This window comes from Streptomyces sp. NPDC102467, assembly GCF_044765445.1.
Lineage (GTDB): Bacteria > Actinomycetota > Actinomycetes > Streptomycetales > Streptomycetaceae > Streptomyces.
In genome coordinates this window covers 18,712-35,106 of sequence record NZ_JBIWKA010000015.1, presented here as the reverse complement: position 1 = coordinate 35,106, position 16,395 = coordinate 18,712, and the positions used below count along the sequence as shown (strand labels likewise).

17 protein-coding genes are annotated in these 16,395 nt (G+C 71.7%); 6 read left to right on the top strand and 11 right to left on the bottom strand.

Annotated elements, in window-relative coordinates; all coding sequences use genetic code 11:
- The first annotated feature begins 22 nt into the window (after window positions 1–22).
- Window positions 23–1,108: an S-(hydroxymethyl)mycothiol dehydrogenase gene (locus ACIREE_RS29320; protein WP_404158503.1), complete on the top strand. Its 1,086-nt coding sequence runs from the start codon at window positions 23–25 to the stop codon at window positions 1,106–1,108.
- Entirely contained in the window at window positions 1,108–1,755 is a 648-nt protein-coding gene (locus ACIREE_RS29315; protein WP_404158501.1) for an MBL fold metallo-hydrolase, read from the top strand. The genes ACIREE_RS29320 and ACIREE_RS29315 overlap by 1 nt, the downstream gene beginning before the upstream one ends.
- Before the next feature lie 114 nt (window positions 1,756–1,869).
- On the opposite strand, the gene ACIREE_RS29310 is transcribed toward ACIREE_RS29315, so the two are convergent.
- The 4 genes from ACIREE_RS29310 to ACIREE_RS29295 form a co-directional block, all read right to left on the bottom strand.
- Entirely contained in the window at window positions 1,870–2,271 is a 402-nt protein-coding gene (locus ACIREE_RS29310; protein WP_404158499.1) for an ATP-binding protein, read from the bottom strand.
- Window positions 2,272–2,276: 5 nt separating this feature from the next.
- Window positions 2,277–2,873 carry a VanZ family protein gene (locus ACIREE_RS29305; RefSeq protein ID WP_404158496.1) on the bottom strand — a complete coding sequence of 199 codons (597 nt, stop codon included), beginning with the start codon at window positions 2,871–2,873 and terminating at the stop codon, window positions 2,277–2,279.
- Between the two features lie 48 nt (window positions 2,874–2,921).
- Window positions 2,922–3,209, bottom strand: a complete 288-nt coding sequence (locus ACIREE_RS29300; protein ID WP_404158493.1) for a hypothetical protein — start codon at window positions 3,207–3,209, stop codon at window positions 2,922–2,924.
- 87 nt (window positions 3,210–3,296) lie between these two features.
- The gene (locus ACIREE_RS29295) at window positions 3,297–4,859 is read right to left on the bottom strand and encodes an FMN-binding glutamate synthase family protein (protein WP_404159084.1); all 1,563 of its coding nucleotides are present in this window, start codon (window positions 4,857–4,859) and stop codon (window positions 3,297–3,299) included.
- 132 nt (window positions 4,860–4,991) lie between these two features.
- On the opposite strand from ACIREE_RS29295, the gene ACIREE_RS29290 reads away from it, so the two are divergent.
- Complete coding sequence (locus ACIREE_RS29290; protein WP_404158490.1) at window positions 4,992–5,687, top strand: DUF2470 domain-containing protein; 696 nt, start codon at window positions 4,992–4,994, stop codon at window positions 5,685–5,687.
- On the opposite strand, the gene ACIREE_RS29285 is transcribed toward ACIREE_RS29290, so the two are convergent.
- The 6 genes from ACIREE_RS29285 to ACIREE_RS29260 all read right to left on the bottom strand — a co-directional run bounded on the left by ACIREE_RS29285 (window position 5,668) and on the right by ACIREE_RS29260 (window position 12,146).
- Window positions 5,668–6,762, bottom strand: a complete 1,095-nt coding sequence (locus ACIREE_RS29285) for an acyltransferase family protein (protein WP_404158487.1) — start codon at window positions 6,760–6,762, stop codon at window positions 5,668–5,670. The genes ACIREE_RS29290 and ACIREE_RS29285 overlap by 20 nt on opposite strands.
- A gap of 221 nt (window positions 6,763–6,983) precedes the next feature.
- Window positions 6,984–7,775 (bottom strand): SDR family NAD(P)-dependent oxidoreductase, encoded by a 792-nt coding sequence (locus ACIREE_RS29280; RefSeq protein ID WP_404158484.1) that lies wholly within the window; start codon window positions 7,773–7,775, stop codon window positions 6,984–6,986.
- Window positions 7,776–7,783: 8 nt separating this feature from the next.
- On the bottom strand, window positions 7,784–8,455 hold the full coding sequence (locus ACIREE_RS29275; RefSeq protein WP_404158481.1) for a TetR/AcrR family transcriptional regulator: 672 nt from the start codon (window positions 8,453–8,455) through the stop codon (window positions 7,784–7,786).
- Window positions 8,456–8,551: 96 nt separating this feature from the next.
- Window positions 8,552–9,601 (bottom strand): PhlD, encoded by a 1,050-nt coding sequence (locus ACIREE_RS29270; RefSeq protein ID WP_404158478.1) that lies wholly within the window; start codon window positions 9,599–9,601, stop codon window positions 8,552–8,554.
- An 83-nt stretch (window positions 9,602–9,684) separates the two neighbouring features.
- Window positions 9,685–10,506 (bottom strand): helix-turn-helix domain-containing protein, encoded by an 822-nt coding sequence (locus ACIREE_RS29265; protein ID WP_404158475.1) that lies wholly within the window; start codon window positions 10,504–10,506, stop codon window positions 9,685–9,687.
- Window positions 10,507–10,955: 449 nt separating this feature from the next.
- Window positions 10,956–12,146: a DUF4032 domain-containing protein gene (locus tag ACIREE_RS29260; RefSeq protein ID WP_404158472.1), complete on the bottom strand. Its 1,191-nt coding sequence runs from the start codon at window positions 12,144–12,146 to the stop codon at window positions 10,956–10,958.
- Between the two features lie 79 nt (window positions 12,147–12,225).
- Here ACIREE_RS29260 and ACIREE_RS29255 point away from each other — a divergent pair, with 79 nt between their 5' ends.
- Window positions 12,226–13,152, top strand: a complete 927-nt coding sequence (locus ACIREE_RS29255) for an aminoglycoside phosphotransferase family protein (protein ID WP_404158469.1) — start codon at window positions 12,226–12,228, stop codon at window positions 13,150–13,152.
- Here ACIREE_RS29255 and ACIREE_RS29250 read toward each other — a convergent pair.
- Window positions 13,147–14,046, bottom strand: a complete 900-nt coding sequence (locus ACIREE_RS29250) for a Gfo/Idh/MocA family protein (protein ID WP_404158465.1) — start codon at window positions 14,044–14,046, stop codon at window positions 13,147–13,149. The two genes, ACIREE_RS29255 and ACIREE_RS29250, sit on opposite strands and share 6 nt — an antisense overlap.
- Window positions 14,047–14,288: 242 nt before the next feature.
- Here ACIREE_RS29250 and ACIREE_RS29245 point away from each other — a divergent pair, with 242 nt between their 5' ends.
- Together ACIREE_RS29245 and ACIREE_RS29240 are read left to right on the top strand one after the other, a co-directional pair.
- Complete coding sequence (locus tag ACIREE_RS29245; protein WP_404158462.1) at window positions 14,289–15,752, top strand: MFS transporter; 1,464 nt, start codon at window positions 14,289–14,291, stop codon at window positions 15,750–15,752.
- A 4-nt stretch (window positions 15,753–15,756) separates the two neighbouring features.
- On the top strand, window positions 15,757–16,368 hold the full coding sequence (locus ACIREE_RS29240) for a TetR family transcriptional regulator (protein ID WP_404158459.1): 612 nt from the start codon (window positions 15,757–15,759) through the stop codon (window positions 16,366–16,368).
- Window positions 16,369–16,395 lie beyond the last annotated feature (27 nt).

Genomic DNA, 16,395 nt, shown 5'->3' with positions numbered 1-16,395 from the left:
GAGAGAAAGAGGGCTGACCGTCATGGCACAGCAGGTGCAGGGCGTGATCGCGCGATCCAAGGGCGCGCCGGTGGCGATCGAGACGATCACGGTGCCGGACCCGGGTCCTGGCGAGGCCGTGGTCAAGATCCAGGCGTGCGGGGTCTGCCACACCGATCTGCACTACCGGGAGGGCGGGATCAACGACGAGTTCCCGTTCCTGCTCGGGCACGAGGCGGCCGGTGTGGTGGAGTCCGTGGGGGAGGGGGTGAGCGAGGTCGCGCCCGGTGATTTCGTGATCCTCAACTGGCGCGCCGTGTGCGGCCAGTGCCGGGCCTGTCGGCGCGGCCGGCCCCAGTACTGCTTCGACACGCACAACGCGAAGCAGAAGATGACCCTCTCCGACGGCACCGAACTCACCCCGGCGCTCGGTATCGGCGCGTTCGCCGAGAAGACGCTGGTCGCCGCCGGGCAGTGCACCAAGGTCGACCCGTCCGCGTCGCCCGCCGCGGCCGGACTGCTCGGCTGCGGTGTGATGGCCGGGCTCGGCGCCGCCATCAACACCGGTGAGGTCGGGCGCGGCGACTCCGTCGCCGTCATCGGCTGCGGCGGTGTCGGCAACGCGGCGGTGGTCGGGGCCCGTCTCGCCGGCGCCGCGAAGATCATCGCCGTCGACATCGACGACGCGAAGCTGGAGACGGCGCGCTCGCTCGGCGCCACGCACACGGTCAACTCCCGCTCCACGGACGCGATCGAGGCCGTGCGTCAGCTGACCGGCGGCTTCGGCGCGGACGTGGTCATCGAGGCGGTCGGCCGCCCGGAGACCTATGAACAAGCCTTCTACGCAAGGGACTTGGCGGGCACCGTGGTGCTCGTCGGGGTGCCGACCCCCGAGATGCGCATCGAACTGCCGCTGCTCGACGTGTTCGGACGCGGCGGCGCGCTCAAGTCGTCCTGGTACGGCGACTGCCTGCCCTCCCGCGACTTCCCGATGCTCGTCGACCTGTACCTGCAGGGCCGTCTCGACCTCGACGCGTTCGTCACCGAGACCATCGCGCTCGACGACGTGGAGAAGGCGTTCGAGCGGATGCACCAGGGTGACGTGCTGCGTTCGGTGGTGATGTTCTGATGGGCGCCTCCGCCGACAGCGGTGCTCGCGTCGAGCACCTCATCACCTCCGGCACGTTCTCCCTCGACGGCGGCACCTGGGACGTCGACAACAATGTGTGGCTCGTGGGCGACGACTCCGAGGTCCTCGTCATCGACGCGGCACACGACGCAGACGCCATCGCCGCGGCCGTCGGGGACCGGCGGCTCGTCGCGATCGTGTGCACCCACGCCCACGACGACCACATCGACGCCGCGCCCGCGCTCGCCGCGCGCACGGGCGCACCGATCCTGCTGCACCCCGCCGACACGGAGCTGTGGAAGCGTACGCATCCGGATCGGGCACCCGACGGCGAGCTCGCGGACGGGCAGCAACTGGCCGTCGCAGGAGTCGAGTTGACCGTGCTGCACACGCCGGGGCACTGCCACGGGGCGGTGAGTCTGTACGCGCCCGCGCTCGGCACCGTCTTCTCCGGGGACACCCTGTTCCAGGGCGGGCCCGGTGCGACCGGGCGTACGTTCAGCGACTTCCCGACCATCGTCGAGTCGATCCGCGACCGGCTGCTGACCCTGCCGTCCGAGACCGTCGTGCGTACCGGACACGGGGACAGCACGACCATCGGGGCGGAGGCGCCGGGGCTCGACGAGTGGATCAAGCGCGGCCACTGAGAGGGTCCTCTGCGCTCGGGCCGGGCGGCAGCCGTGCGCTGTCGTCCGCGCCTGCCCACCCGTCAGCACGAAGGCGCGTCGAAACGTCAGAACGTCACAAAAGGAAAGATGAGGTCAGGACGGGGCGAAGACCGCTCGTACCGTCTTGCCGCCGCGCGGGTCCGGCTCGACGCTCCAGCGCTGGGCGAGCGCGTGGACCAGCGCGATGCCGCGGCCCGACTCGGCCGTCTCGGAGGCGGGCCTGAGGTGGGGGAGCCCCGGCCCGTCGTCGCGCACTTCCACGATCAGTTCGCCGGCGTCCACGCGCAGACTCATCCGGCAGCGGTGGTCGGACACGCGCGTGGCGTTCGTGACGAGCTCCGACACCACCAGTTCGGCGTCCGCCGCCGCCTCGTCCGTGCGCCCCGCGAGGAACGACCGGGTCAGGCGCCGGGCCCAACGGGCGGCGCCCGAGCCCCGCGGCATCAGGTACTCCACGCGTGCGGCACGCCGTTCGGCGACCTTGAACGCACGCATGACGATCACTTCCTCTCGTTGTCTCCTGCATGGGCCTTGTTCCGGTAACGGGCCACCTTCCCACGCAACATGATCGGCAAGCGGGTCCGTTCGGGTGGCGGGCCCGCCAGCGCGTGGTAGCCGTGCCCGATACGCCGGCCGACCAGGACGTACGCGATGAGCGCGCCCGCCGTGTTGAGGATGACGTCGTCCACGTCGAACGCGCGGCCCTGCACGAGCGCGCCCTGCGCCAGCTCCACGAGCACCATGACCACCGCGGTCAGCAGCAGTACCCGAACCATCCGCATCCGCCGCGCCACGAGCACCGGCAGCAGCAGCCCGAACGGCGCCCCGAGCAGGAGGTTTCCGCCGATCTGCTTGCACGCGGCCAGGAAGGTGTACGACTCCGCGTACTGCCGCAGCGAGGCGCCCGGCCGCAGATTCGATCCGGCGATCCGGTCGGACGCGGGGGACGGGGTGAGGGTGAGACGGGCCAGCACGGCGGAGAACAGGACCAGGGCGAGGAACGCGACGAGCGCGACCGCCGCCCGCACGAGAATGCGCCACCAGCGCCCCGAACGGGCCCGGTCCGCCTTACTGGGTGGTGCCGTCGCCGATGTCATGCACTCCGGATGCCCCGGCGTGGCCGGAACACGCGGATTGACGGTACGTCAGTCTCCTTCGGTGGGGTGCGCCAGCGTGTCCAGGAAGCGCTCGAGGGCCGGCGACGAGGCGCGGCCCCCGCAGCGCGCCCGGTCGACCTGCGGTATCGACAACTTCCCCAGGTGCAGGGCCTGGGCCTCGATGGCCTCCGACAAGTGCAGCCGCTCCAGGGCCCGTTCGGCGGCGGTGCGGCGAACGTACTCGACCACTGTCACCCCCAGATGATCCGCGTGCCTGCTCACCGCGTCGTATTCGTCGGGCGTGAAGAGCTCCCGCAGAAGCGCAGTACCGTCCATGGCGGCATGATGCCGTTCCGGATCGCGGCGCGTGGGCGGATGGCATATTCACCCCTCGTTCGCGTGGAGTTGGTGCAAGCAGGTGGCTCAGAAGCGATCGGGATGCGCCGCGGCCCAGTCGGCGGCCCAGGTCGCGGGGGGTTCGCCGATCAGGCTCCCCGGTTCCAGCCACTCGTAGAGCTGTCCGTACGAGCGCACCTCGTGCGGTGCGATGCGGCGCATGAGCAGGTCGGGGCGGAGTTCCCGGGGATCCTGGATGCCCATCGCGGCCATGATCTGCATCGCGCTGTGCACGGTCGCCTGCTGGTAGTGGTGGGCCCGGGCGGCTTTGTCCTCGACGTCCAACGCCCGTGCGCGGCGCGGGTCCTGGGTGGCCACCCCTACCGGGCAGGTGTTCGTGTGGCAGCGCTGCGACTGGATGCAGCCGACGGCGAACATCATGGCGCGGGCCGCGTTCGTGAAGTCCGCGCCCTGGAGGAGCCGTTTGACGATGTCGGCGCCGGTGGCGACCTTGCCGCTCGCGCCGATCCGGATCCGGGACCGCAGCCCCGTGCCGACGAGCGCGTTGTGCACCGTGATCAGCCCCTCGGTGAGCGGCGCGCCGAGGTGGTCGGCGAATTCGAGGGGCGCCGCGCCGGTGCCGCCCTCCGCCCCGTCCACGATCACGAAGTCCGGCGTGACCCCTTCCGCGAGCATCGCCTTGCACACCGCGAGGAACTGGACCCGCGAGCCCACGCACAGCTTGAACCCGACCGGCTTACCACCCGTCAGGCTTCTCAACTCCGCAAGAAAGCCCATCAGTTGGCGTGGAGTGTCGAACTCCTTGTGATACGGCGGTGAGACCACCGTCTCGCCCTCGGGAACGTCCCGCACGCTTGCGATCTCCGCCGTCACCTTGCCGCCCGGCAGGACCCCGCCGATCCCCGGCTTCGCGCCCTGCGACAGCTTCACGGACACGCACTTGATCTGCTCGTGGGCCGCCTTCTCGGCGAACTCGGCTCGGTCGAAGCGGCCGTCGTCGGTACGGCACCCGAAGTAGCCGGTGCCGATCTCCCACACCAGGTCGCCGCCGTGGGCCAGATGATGCTCGGAGAGGCCGCCCTCGCCGGTGTCGTGCGCGAAACCACCCAGGGCGGCGCCCTTGTTGAGGGCGCGGAGCGCGTTCCCCGACAGGGCGCCGAAGCTCATCGCCGAGACGTTCAGGAGCGCCATGTCGTACGGGAGCGCGCAGTCGGGCCCGCCGATCCGTACGCGCGGCGGCCGTTCGGGCGGGTCCGTCGGGTGCATCGACGGCACGAGGTACTCGTATCCCTCCTCGTACACGTCCCGCTCCGTGCCGAACGGCTCCTCGGCCTCCACGTCCTTCGCCCGCTCGTACACGATGCTGCGCACGTCCCGGTCGTAGGGCCGCCCGTCGTAATTGCGCTCCACGAAGTACTGCTGGATCTCGGGGCGCAGCGTCTCCATCAGGAACCGCAGGTGACCGAGGAGCGGATAGTTGCGCAGCACCGAGTGGCGCGGCTGGGCCAGGTCCCAGGCGCCGAGTGCGGCGAGCGCGAGCAGCGGGCCCGCGGCGAACCACCACCACGGCGAGAGCAGCAGCGACAGGACCAGCGTCCCGGCCGCGCCGGCGGTGACGAACAGGAGCAGGAGAAATCGGCGCACGTCGTGAGTCAACCGCACCACCGCTCACCCGGCTCGTCGACGACACCGGGCGTCGGGGTGGACCACTGTCGGCGATCTCGGATAAGTTAGGCAAGGCTTACCTAATGGAGGTTCGGGATGGGTGTCCGACAGATCGCTACCGCCGTGCCCACCACGGCGGCCCGCGCACGCTCCGTGCTCGCCGCCGCATGGACCTGCGGCGTCACCACCGATGTGGGACAGGACGACCTCGTCGGCGCGCATCGCGTCACCGAGGACGGCACGGTGCGGATCGCGCCGCCGCCGGACAGCGTGCTCGCAGCGGCCGTGCTGATCTCACCGCACGGCCGCCCCACCACCCTCATGGAGTTCGCCGACGCCGCGCCCGTCCCGGTACGCGACCGGGTCCGCGCCCGGCTCTGGCTCTCGGGAGAACTCGTGCCCGACGGTGAGGAAATGGTGCTGCGCCCCCAGCGCGCCGTGCTCCAGACCCGCACCGAACGCCTCGGTATCGACCTCGACGAACTCGCCGGCGCCGCCCCCGATCCGCTGGCCCTCGCCGAGCCCCGCCTGCTGACACATCTCGCCGACGCGCACCCCGAGGCCGTCGAGCAGCTCACCCGGCTCGTCACCCCCGACAGCCTGCACGGCGTCGTCCGCGTCCAGCCTCTCGCCGTCGACCGGCACGGACTGACACTGCGTCTGGAGCGCGCCCGCGGACAGGCCGACGTACGGATCCCGTTCCACAGCCCCGCCGACGACATGGCCTCCCTCACCGAGCGCATGCACTGCCTGCTCGCCTCGGCGCAGGCCGTCAGCCGCCGCCGGAGGTGACCTTCTCGCGCTCGGCGGGCCGCTCGGGCTCCGGCACCGGCTTGGCGCGCCGGAACGCCCAGTCCATCCGCGGCTCGACGACGAACCGGAAGACGCGTCGCACCGGGTTCGTGCACAGCAGGGTGATACCGATGACCGCCGTCGCCGTCACGGCCAGCTCACCCAGCGGGGTGTGCAGCCAGGGGTGGTGGTACCAGCCCCCGAACCGCGCGGACTTGATGACGAAACCGTGCAGCAGATACGCGTAGATCGTCCCGGTCCCCAGCGCGGTGAAGAACAGCTTGCGCCCCGGTACCCACGCCAGGAAGCACGCCGTGAGCACGAGCGCGAGGACGAACAGGGCGGGCGTCGCGAACAGCCCCGCCCACCCGGGCACCCCGCGACCTTCCACGGCCCCGCGGTGATAGAACCAGCCGGCGTCGAACCACGGCGCCACCCAGTACGCGGCCGCCACCGCGGCCAGCGCCACCGGGACCATCGCCCTGCGTACCCGCCAGGTGCGCAGCCGCGCGAAGTGCTCGGGCCGCAGCACCAGACCCGCCACGAAGAACGGCAGGAACTGCATCACCCGCTGCAGCGCCATGTCGCCGCCCGCGTCCGGCATCATCGACACGCCCGTCGCCAGCGCGAGCGACACGATCACCGGGTGGCGCATCTGCAGCCACAGCGGCGTCGAGAGTCGCCAGATGAACAGCGCCAGCAGGAACCACATCAAATACCACGGATCCAGCAGGCTGATCGGATACCCGGGATCATCCTGCCGCCATCGGTAGAACAGTGTGTACGCCACCTCGAAGACGACGTACGGCACGGCGACCCCGGTCACCAGCCGCGTCAGCCGACGGGGAGCCATGTCGAAGCTGCGGGAGAAGTATCCCGACACGAGTGCGAACGCCGGCATGTGGAAGGCGTACACGGTGAGATACACCGCCGTCACCGCGCGACTGCCGTAGGTCAGCGGTTCCCACGCGTGCCCGCACGCGACGAGCACGATGGTCAGGAACTTCACGTTGTCGAAGTACGACTCCCGTGCCTTGCCGCCGCCGGATATGCCTTGTGCTGCCTGCCGTTCCATCGCGCCCCTGCGCCCCTCCTCGTGCCGGACCAAACCCCGCGCCTGCCCCGTACAGACCGTTCCATGACTGAAGCTGTGAAACAAGTGCCGCAGGTTGACAGTGGCGACAGTGGTGACGGCATCGACGACCGTGACGTCAGAGCGTGCGATGGGCCCTGGGCGACGAGATCGGTCTCGTCGCCCAGGGCCCATGAGGTGAGGGGCTTCGGCGTACCGGCGGATCAGACGGCGGTGTAGGCGCCGTCCACCAGGTGGTAGCTGCCGGCGATGAACGAGGCGCGCTCCGAGAGCAGGAACGCGATCAGCTCCGCGACCTCCTCGGACCGACCGAGCCGGGCGGCCGGGTGCAGGCCGACGAGACCGTCGTAGGCGGCCTTGTCCATCTCCTTGAGGAGCGGGGTCTCGATGAAGCCCGGACCGACCGCGTTGACACGGATGCCCTTGGCCGCGTACTCGGCGCCCGCGGTCTTGGTCAGGCCGACGACGCCGTGCTTGGCGGCCACGTACGCGGGGGAGCCCGCGAAGCCGACCGACCCGAGGATCGAGGCGACGTTCACAACTGCGCCGCCCTTGCCCGCCGCCTCGATGGCGGGGAGCTCGTAACGCATCGAGTAGAAGACGCCGTCGAGGTTGGTCCGCACGACCCGGTTGTACACGTCGATGTCGTAGTCACCGGTGGGGGCGCTGGCGCCGCCGATACCGGCGTTGTTCACGGCCAGGTCGAGTCCGCCGAAGGTGTCGACGGCGAACCGCACGGCGGCCTCGACGGAGGCGGGCTGCGTGACGTCGAGCGCGACGGCGGCGGCCTCGATGCCCTCGCCCTTCAGGGTCTCGGCGGCTTCCTTCGCGCCCTGCTCGTTGAAGTCGGCGATGACGACGTTCGCGCCGCCGCGGCCGAGGCGGCGGGCGGTGGCCAGGCCGATGCCGGAGGCGGAGCCGGTGACCAGGGCAGTCTTTCCGGCGAACTCGGCGGCGTACTCGGTGACCTGGCCGGTGGTGGGGGTGGTGCTCATGGTGCGTGTCACTCTCTGGTTGCGATGTCGGAGGTCGCCGCCGATCGGGCGGCCTCCCCGATGAGAGCGTCGTAGGCCTGCGTCACCAATGCGGCGAGGTCTTCGGCGTCCTTGTTCGTACCGCGCGCCCAGGTGCGCAGCGCGGCGGTCAGTACACCGGCGGCGGCGCCGACGACGACCTCGGGACGCAGGTCCCTCGATGGGTCGGTGCCGAGCCGGTCGGCGATGATGCGCACGGACTCGTCCTGGGCGTCGACCCGGATGCGCTCGTACGCGGCGAACAGTGCGGGCTCCTCGTCCACGGCGGCGTACAGCCGGCGCAGGCTGGGGCGGTGGTGCCAGCCGGGGGTCTCCCGGTCGGCCAGCCAGTCCCCGACGGCGCCGCGGTACGCGAGCAGCGGGGATTCGTCCTCGGGGCGGGCGCGCAGCGCCGCGTTGATCCGGGCGCCGTCCGCGCGGGTGAAGTCCAGCGCCGCGTCCTCCTTGCCGGCGAAGTGCCGGCTGAAGGTGCGGCGCGTGACGTCCGCGCGCTCGGCGATCGCCTCGACGGTCACGTCCCCGAGCCCCCGCTCGAGCACCAGCTCGACGGCCGCCTCCGCCAGCGCCTCGCGCGTCCGGCGGGCCTTGGCCTGTCGACGGTCCTCGGGGGGCCGGGCGGGGTGGGGCTCGTTCGCCTTCATAGGTCCAGGGTACACCTTGATGTCCCGATGGGACATGAGTCCCGGCGGGACATCTTTCTGGGCGGAAGGCGGTTCACGTTGTCCTGGACGGGTGCGTCAGGCGTGCCAGTGGCCGTGCAGGGCCGCGGTGGCGAAGCCGGGGCCGTAGGCGACCATCGTGCCCCGGGCGCCCGGCTCCGGCGGTTCGTCGTGCGTGCGCTCCAGGACGCGGAGCACGCTGACGCCGCCCAGATTGCCCTCGTCGGTGAGGGTGTCGGTGGAGTGCCGGGCGGCGCGCTCGTCGAGACGTAGTGCGGCGGCGGTGTCGGAGATGATGCGCGGGCTGCCGGGGTGGATGACCGCGAAGTCGGTGCGGCGGCCGCCGAGCCAGTCGGTGAAGGCGGGCAGTGCCTCGCGGGAGGCGGCGCGCCCCTCCTTCGTGGCGTCGAAGTGAAGCCCGTCGGGGGTGATCCGGCCGCCCAGGTGTTGCATGGTGCCGGGGAGGACGTGCTCGAAACTGTCGCCGATCGCGAAGCCGGGACCGAGCGGCTCGCCGCTGACGACGGCGGCACCCGCCGAGTCGCCGAACAGGGCCTTGTAGATCATCGCGTCGATGCCGGTGTCGCTGTGGTGGTACACGGCGGAGATCACTTCCGCGGCGACGACGAGCACGGCGCTGCCGGGCCTGGCGGCCACCATGTCCGCCGCGCGGATGAGCGACTTGGTGCCCCCGGTGCACGCGAGCGTCGTGTGCGCGAGGGCACGGGCGCCGGGACGCATGCCCAGGCGGGTCATGAGGTGCACGTCGAGGTTGGGCACCGACCAACCGGTGGAGTGCGTGGTGACGATCCCGTCGAGGTCCGTCGCCGAAAGGTTCGCGTCGGTGAGCGCCGCTTGGGCTGCTTCGTGGGCGAGTTCCAGCGCGTCGGTGAACGCGGCGCGGGCACGCTCGCCGACACCGCCCGTGCCCGCGACGGTCTCCGAGGTGAGCGGACGCGTGAAGTGCCGGGTGCGTACGCCGCACCCGTGCACCGCGCGGACCGCGGCCGCCAGCCGCGGATGGTCCGGGTGGTGCGCGCGTATGTCGTCCGCGATCTCGTCGGTGGTCACCTTGTGGGCGCCCAGGACGGTGCGAGGTCTGGACACGTACGCAGGTATGTCAGGCATTCGGTAGCTCCCACGGGGCTGGAGGGGGTGTGGGGGGCCACCTCAACGTACGTCACCGCCGTCGATGGTTGAAGCCGGGAGCATCAACCCGCCTGCAGCGCGGGGATTCGGGGATGTGCGCGCCGGATGCCGGGGTGGAAGACGAGGATCATCAACCGCGCCCCGGGTGTGGTGAGCGGCTGCGCCGCGCACATGGTCGCCCAGCCGGGGCCCAACCGGGCGTGCAGGAGCGGCCGTTCGTCGCCGTCCGGATGGATGGCGGAGCCGCCCGCCTCATAGATCGGGGCCGCGTCCGGGTCGGCCAGGACCTCCTTCTCGATCTGGCAGAGCGTGTCGTCGTCCGGGCGCGAGGCCAGAGCCGCCCGCAACTGGGGGAGCAGCAGCGGGGCCCACGCGGTGGCCCAGTCCGTGAGCATGCGACGGGCATGCCGGTCCAGCAGCATCCACCGCATCGTGTTCTGCGGCGGCCGGTGGCCGGGAAACAGTTCCATGAAGGCCTGGTTGCAGGCGAGCAGGTCCCAGGACGCGTCGGACACGTAGGCGATGTGGCTGATGCCGTCGACCGCCTCCTGCCACACACCCGGGATCTCCTTGCCCGACGACAGATACAGCGGACCGGGTGGATCCTGCAGCAGCGCATAACGGCACAGCAGTACCCACTCCTGCTCATTCAGCCCGAACAGCCGCGCCACGTCGCGCAGCAGATCCGCCGGTGCGCTCGGGTAGGTCCCCGACTCCAGCCGGTGATATGTCCCGAGTGTGCGATGCAGCAGCTGATCCACCTGGTGCTGCGACAGACCGGGCGCGCGCCGGCCCTGTCCCGTGGGGCGGGTGAAGCCGTGGGACTCGGGGGCTATGAGGGCGCGCCGTTCACGGAGCAGGGCGCGGAGCGCCTTCTTGTTCATGGTGGGTAATCCCTCTTCGTACACGCCGAGTTGAGCGTGAGCAGTCTAAATACTCCCATCGCCTTTGGTAATAAACATTGCCCGAAGAAAACGATCAGACGGTCCGTCATGATGGGGGCCTCGGGGTTACCCACCTGCCGGTTTCATCAACTGTGGGCATGTAGACGCAGTGATGGGGCACCTGTGCCCGGCCGCTCGAAAATGGCCGAAATTTCCCGGCGTCGGGTCACTCACGAGCCTTCGGGCTGTTCGAGGAAGAGAGAGTGGGACCGGGCCACTAAATTGTTCGATGTGGCCGGAATATGCGTTGCAGAACGCACGTCCCACGCTCGTCCGCGAGCGTTTCCGGGGGTCACTGGCTGCGGTCGGTGCCGTCACTCGCCATTACGTAGCGGCCACGGCACCGACCGCGCCCGGTCCTGAGCGGTGGTTCGGGACCAGGGCCGGGCTCACTCCGCCTTGGTCATGCCGCGTACGTAGTCCTCCGCCGCCGCGTCCAGGCCGATGTCGTGCTGGGCGCGCTCGGACAAGTACCAGCGGTGCTCCAGAAGTTCGTGGTACAACTCGGCCGCGTCCGTCGGGGTCGGGATCCGGTCGCGCACCGCGCGGACCGTCGGCCGGAACACGTCGCGCACCCACCGGTGGGCGAGGACCTCCGGGCGGGCGTCCTGCGCGTCGTCCTGGGTCGCCATCCAGCTCTCCAGATCGCCGAGCAGCCGCCGCGCCTGGTTCTCCTCCGCGTCCAGGCCCGTGAGGCGCAGCAGCTGGCGCTGGTGGTGGCCCGCGTCGACGACCTTCGGCACGAACGTGACGGTGTCGCCGAGCGGGGAGCGGGAGATCTGCATCTCGGCCACGTCGAAGCCCAGATCGTTCAGCCGCCGGATCCGGCGCTCCATGTAGTGGTGTTTGCCCGCCGGGTACACCGAGGTGCGGGTCAGCTCGCTCCACAGGTTCGCGTAGCGCTGCCCTATCTCCGTGCCGAACTCGATCGGGTCGATGGACGGGTGCAGGGCCCCGGAGGCCTCCAGGTCGAGCATCTCGCCACTGATGTTCACGCGGGCAAGATCGATGTCGTACTCGCGCTGCCCGTCACTCAGCTTCGGATGCAGCTCGCCGGTCTCCGCGTCCACGAGATACGCGGCGTACGCGCCCGCGTCGCGCCGGAACAGTGTGTTGGAGAGCGAGCAGTCGCCCCAGGCGAAGCCGGCGAGATGCAGCCGGACCAGCAGCACGGCAAGGGCGTCCATCAGGCGGTGCACGGTGGACGGGCGCAGCGTCGTCTCGAACATGGAGCGGTAGGGCTGGGAGCCGCCCAGGAACCGGGTGATCAGGACCGGTTCGAGCGGGCTGCCGTCCGGCTGCTCGCGGCCCGTGACGACGGCCAGCGGATCGACCGCCGGTATCCCCAACCGGTCGATGGTGCGCAGCAGTTCGTACTCGCGCAGCGCGGGGCGCTCGGCCAGCTCCTTCACGGCGACGACCTCGTCACCGGCGCGGGCGTAGCGCACCACGTGCCGCGAGATGCCGCGCGGCAGCGGCACGAGATGCTCCGGCGGCCACTCCTCCAGCGGGATGTGCCACGGCAGGGCGAGCAGGAGCACCGGGTGCTCGGGGTTGGTGGCGCTGATCTGGAGCGGCATGGTCGTAAGCGTAGAGGGCCCGCACGGGCGGCCCGAAATGCGATGGAAGTGCCGGTGGGCCGCGGTTAGGGTGCCGGTCATGCTGCCGCTCGTGGAGACCGACGAGGAGTGGCGCCGGGTCGTCACGGACGAGACGCTGTTGCGTCCCGGGGTGCTCGATCTGTGCCGCCGGCTCGGGCTGTCCGACGCCGAGCCGGTGCGGTTCTCCGAGGGCAGCCGGCCCGTCTACGCCCTCGGTGACACGCGCGTCCTGAAGCTCTTCCCCGCCGCGGCCGCCGCGGACGGCGTGCGCGAGGCCCGCGTCCTGGCGCACCTGCACGGCCGACTCCCCGTCACCACACCGGAGTTGCTCGCGTCGGGCACGTACGAGAACGGCTGGGCCTACGTGCTCATGGCGCGGCTGCCGGGGGAGGCCCTGTCGCCGGCGTGGCCGCGGATCCCGCGCGCCGGTCGGGACCGGCTCGTCGACGCGGCGGGCGATGCCCTCGCCGCGCTGCACGCGCTCGACCCGGCCCCGCTCGGCGACGTGGTCGGGCCCGCCGACTGGGATGCCTTCGTGGCCGGGCAGCGGGCGGGCGCCGTCCGGCAGCAGCGCGCACACGGACTCTCCGAGCACTGGTGCGGGCAGATCGCCGCCTTCCTCGACGCGGCCGCACCGGCGCCGGCGACCGAACGCGCGCTGCTGCACACCGAGTTCATGCGGCAGCACCTGCTCGTCACCGACGACGGACGGCGGCTCGGTGGGCTCCTCGACTTCGAACCCGCGATGATCGGCGACCCGGCCTACGACTTCGTGGCCGTCGGCCTGTTCGTGACCCGCGCGGATCCGCGTCTCATGACCCGCTTCGCCGCCGCGTACGGCCGCACCGTCGATCCGCGTACCGTCATGGCGTACACCCTGCTGCACAAGTACGCCGATCTCCCCTGGTATTTGAGGGAGTTGCCGCCGACCGACGGTGTGGCCGAGTTCGACCCGCTCGCCGAGTCCTGGTTCGGGACCCTATGACTCGAGCGACAGCTGCGCCGCCGCGAGGATCTCCGTGATCCGCAGCCCGAAGCGCGCGTCGCATGCCGACGGCACGCCCGTACGGGCCGACTCCAGCAGGACGTCGACGGCCACGGCGAGCGCCTCCTGCGCCGTGCCGCCCGTCGGCATCGTGAACACCCCGGCGCTGCCCCGCAGTTCGACGCAGACCCCGCCTGCGGCCTTGGGCGTCGTCAGGCTCAGTGTCGCCGTGCTGGAAGCGCCGTCCTCGTGGCCCAGGATCAGATGCACGGTGTCACCGGCGCCGCGCCGGGCCGTCAGCGCCACCACGTCGCCGAGAATCGGCAGCAGCACCGACAGGGCGTGCGGGCCCACGTCCCACAGGGCGCCCCGCTCGGCACGCCACGGCGTCGAGGCTCGCACGTCGGCGTCGTCACCTGGCGTGTACAGCGCGCCGTACCAGTCGGCGCGGCCGGTGAACCAGCCTTCCACAGCGGCCTGTTCGGTGATCCACGCCGAGGTGGCGGGCGCGTAGCGCATGGTGCAGAAGACGGCCGAGGCCACGCCCGCCACGTCGGCGGCCTCCACCACGGCGCGGGCAGCATCCGGTTCCGTGGCGAGGGGCTTGTCGAGAAGCAGATGACAGCCGGCCGCGGCGGCCCTGGCGGCAAGCGGTGCCTGCACGTCGGGCGGCACGGCGAACGCCACCGCGTCGCACGCCGCGAACAGCGCGTCCACGTCGTCGTACGCCGTCGTGGAGTGCCCGGCCGCGAGCTCGGCGGCGGCTTCCGGGCGGCGCCCCCAGACGCCCGTGAACTCGGCGTGCGGGTGGGCGGCGAGCGTGGGGGCGTAGGTCCGCCGGGCCCAGGGGCCCGTGCCGACCAGTCCGAAGCGGAGCGCGTCAGTCGAGGTCATGATCGGCAGTATCGCCCGGGACCGACAGGAACCGAAGGCGTCGGCGCGCCGATCGTGCGGCGCGCCCTGGCGGCGCTCGCGGCCACGCTCGCGCCCGCGCTGCGGGCGGCGGCCGGGCCCTGACGGGGCGCAGACAGCGGGGCAGGAGTTGGTGAATACTGATTCACCAACGGGGTGAATGCTGATTCACCCCCTCTCCCCGATGGCCGCGCCGCCACGCGCCGTCCCCGAGCAGGAGCCCCATGGACCCCGCCACCGCCCCGATACCCGTGCCGCCGCGCCTGCGCGAGCGCCTCACCGTGCCCGTGCTCGCCTTCGGCGGCATCCTCATGGCGGTCATGCAGACCGTCGTCGTGCCGCTGCTGCCGGATCTGCCCCGGCTCACCGGCGCATCCCCCGCGGCCGTCTCCTGGATGGTCACCGCGACCCTCCTCGCCGGTGCCGTCCTCACGCCCGTCCTCGGCCGGGCCGGCGACATGTACGGCAAGCGGCGCGTCCTGCTCATCGCGCTCGCTCTGATGACCGGCGGCTCCGTGCTGTGCGCGCTGACCTCCGACATCCGGATCCTGATCGCCGCCCGCGCGCTGCAGGGCGCCGCCGCGGCCGTCGTGCCGCTGTCCATCAGCATCCTGCGCGACGAACTCCCGCCGCACCGCACCGGTTCCGCCGTCGCCCTGATGAGCTCCACCGTCGGCATCGGCGCCGCCCTCGGCCTGCCGCTGGCCGCGCTGATCGTGCAGTACGCGAACTGGCACGTGATGTTCTGGGCGACCAGCGCCCTGGGCGCGCTCGGCCTCGCGCTCGCCTGGTGGGCGGTGCGCGAATCGCCCGTCAGATCGCCGGGCCGCTTCGACGCGGTCGGCACCCTCGGCCTCGCCGCCGGCCTGATCAGCCTGCTGCTCGGCGTCTCCCAGGGCGGGCAGTGGGGCTGGGGCAGCGCCCGTGTCGTCGCCCTCTTCGCCGGCGCGGTCGCGGTCCTCGCCCTGTGGGCGTGGCACCAACTGCGCACCGCACGGCCCCTGGTGGACCTGCGCCTGGCCGTCGGCCGACGCGTCGGACTGCCGCACGTCGCGGCGCTCTTCACCGGCTTCGCGTTCTACGCCAACTCGCTCGTCACCGCGCAACTCGTCCAGGCCCCCGTCGCCACCGGCTACGGTCTGGGCCTGTCCATCGTCGCCACCGGCCTGTGCATGCTGCCGAGCGGCGTCATCATGCTGCTCTTCTCCCCGGTCTCGGCTCGCGTCTCCGCCGCCCGCGGGCCCCGCGTCACGCTCGCCATCGGCGGCGTCGTGCTCGCACTCGGCTACGCCGTGCGCATCGCCGACAGCACCGACCTGTGGGTCATCCTCGTCGGCGCGGCCGTCGTGTCGACCGGCACCACCCTGGCCTACTCGGCGCTGCCCACGCTGATCCTGCGCGCCGTCCCGGCGGCCGCGACCGCCTCCGCGAACGGCGTCAACGTCCTGATGCGCACGATCGGGCAGGCCGTCTCCAGCGCCGCCGTCGCCGCCGTCCTCGTACACCACACGACGCGCGTGGGCGGCGCCGAGGTGCCGGCCCTGTCCGGCTATCGGCTCGCGTTCGCCATGGCGGGTACGGTCGCCCTCGTGGCCACGGCCGTCGCCCTGGCCGTCCCGTCCGACCGCGCGCGGGACGGCGCGGCGGCCGGAGCGCCGGTCCAGGTGGCCACGGCAAAGGGAGCGTGAGGCGATGACCACGGCGTACGCCGACGAACGGGAGCCCGGTGAACGGGGGCCCGCGGCCCGGCGTGACGCCGAGGCGACCAAGGCGGTCATCGTGAAGGCGGCCCGGTACCTGCTCGCCCGGCACGCGCACGGCGACATCACCCTCAAGGCGGTCGCCGACCGGGCCGGCGTCAGCCCGCCCCTCATCCTCAAGTACTTCGGGAGCAAGGACGCCCTGTTCTCCGGCGTCATGAACTTCGAGGCCGACGTGGAGTCCTTCCTCGACGCGCCGCCGGCCGACCTGGGCCGTCACATGGTGCGCCACGTCCTGACCGGGCAGGCCGAGCGCGGCGCCGACCCGATCCTGCGCATCGTCTTCGCCCCGCTCCACGGCGAGCAGGGCGAGATCCTGCGGGCCAACTTCCGCACCCAGGTCAGCGGCGCCCTCGCCGGGCGCCTCGCCGGCGAGGACGCGGGCCTGCGCGCCGAACTGGCGGTATCGATGCTGCTCGGGCTCGGCGTCATGTACGGCATCGCCCGCGGCCCGCATGTGTGGGCCGCGGACATCGAGGAGGTGGTCGACCGATACGCCCCTGCCGTGCAGGCCGTCCTACGTGCGCCGGGCTGTATCGCATAGCGGCTCCGCCGCGGCGCGATCGACCCC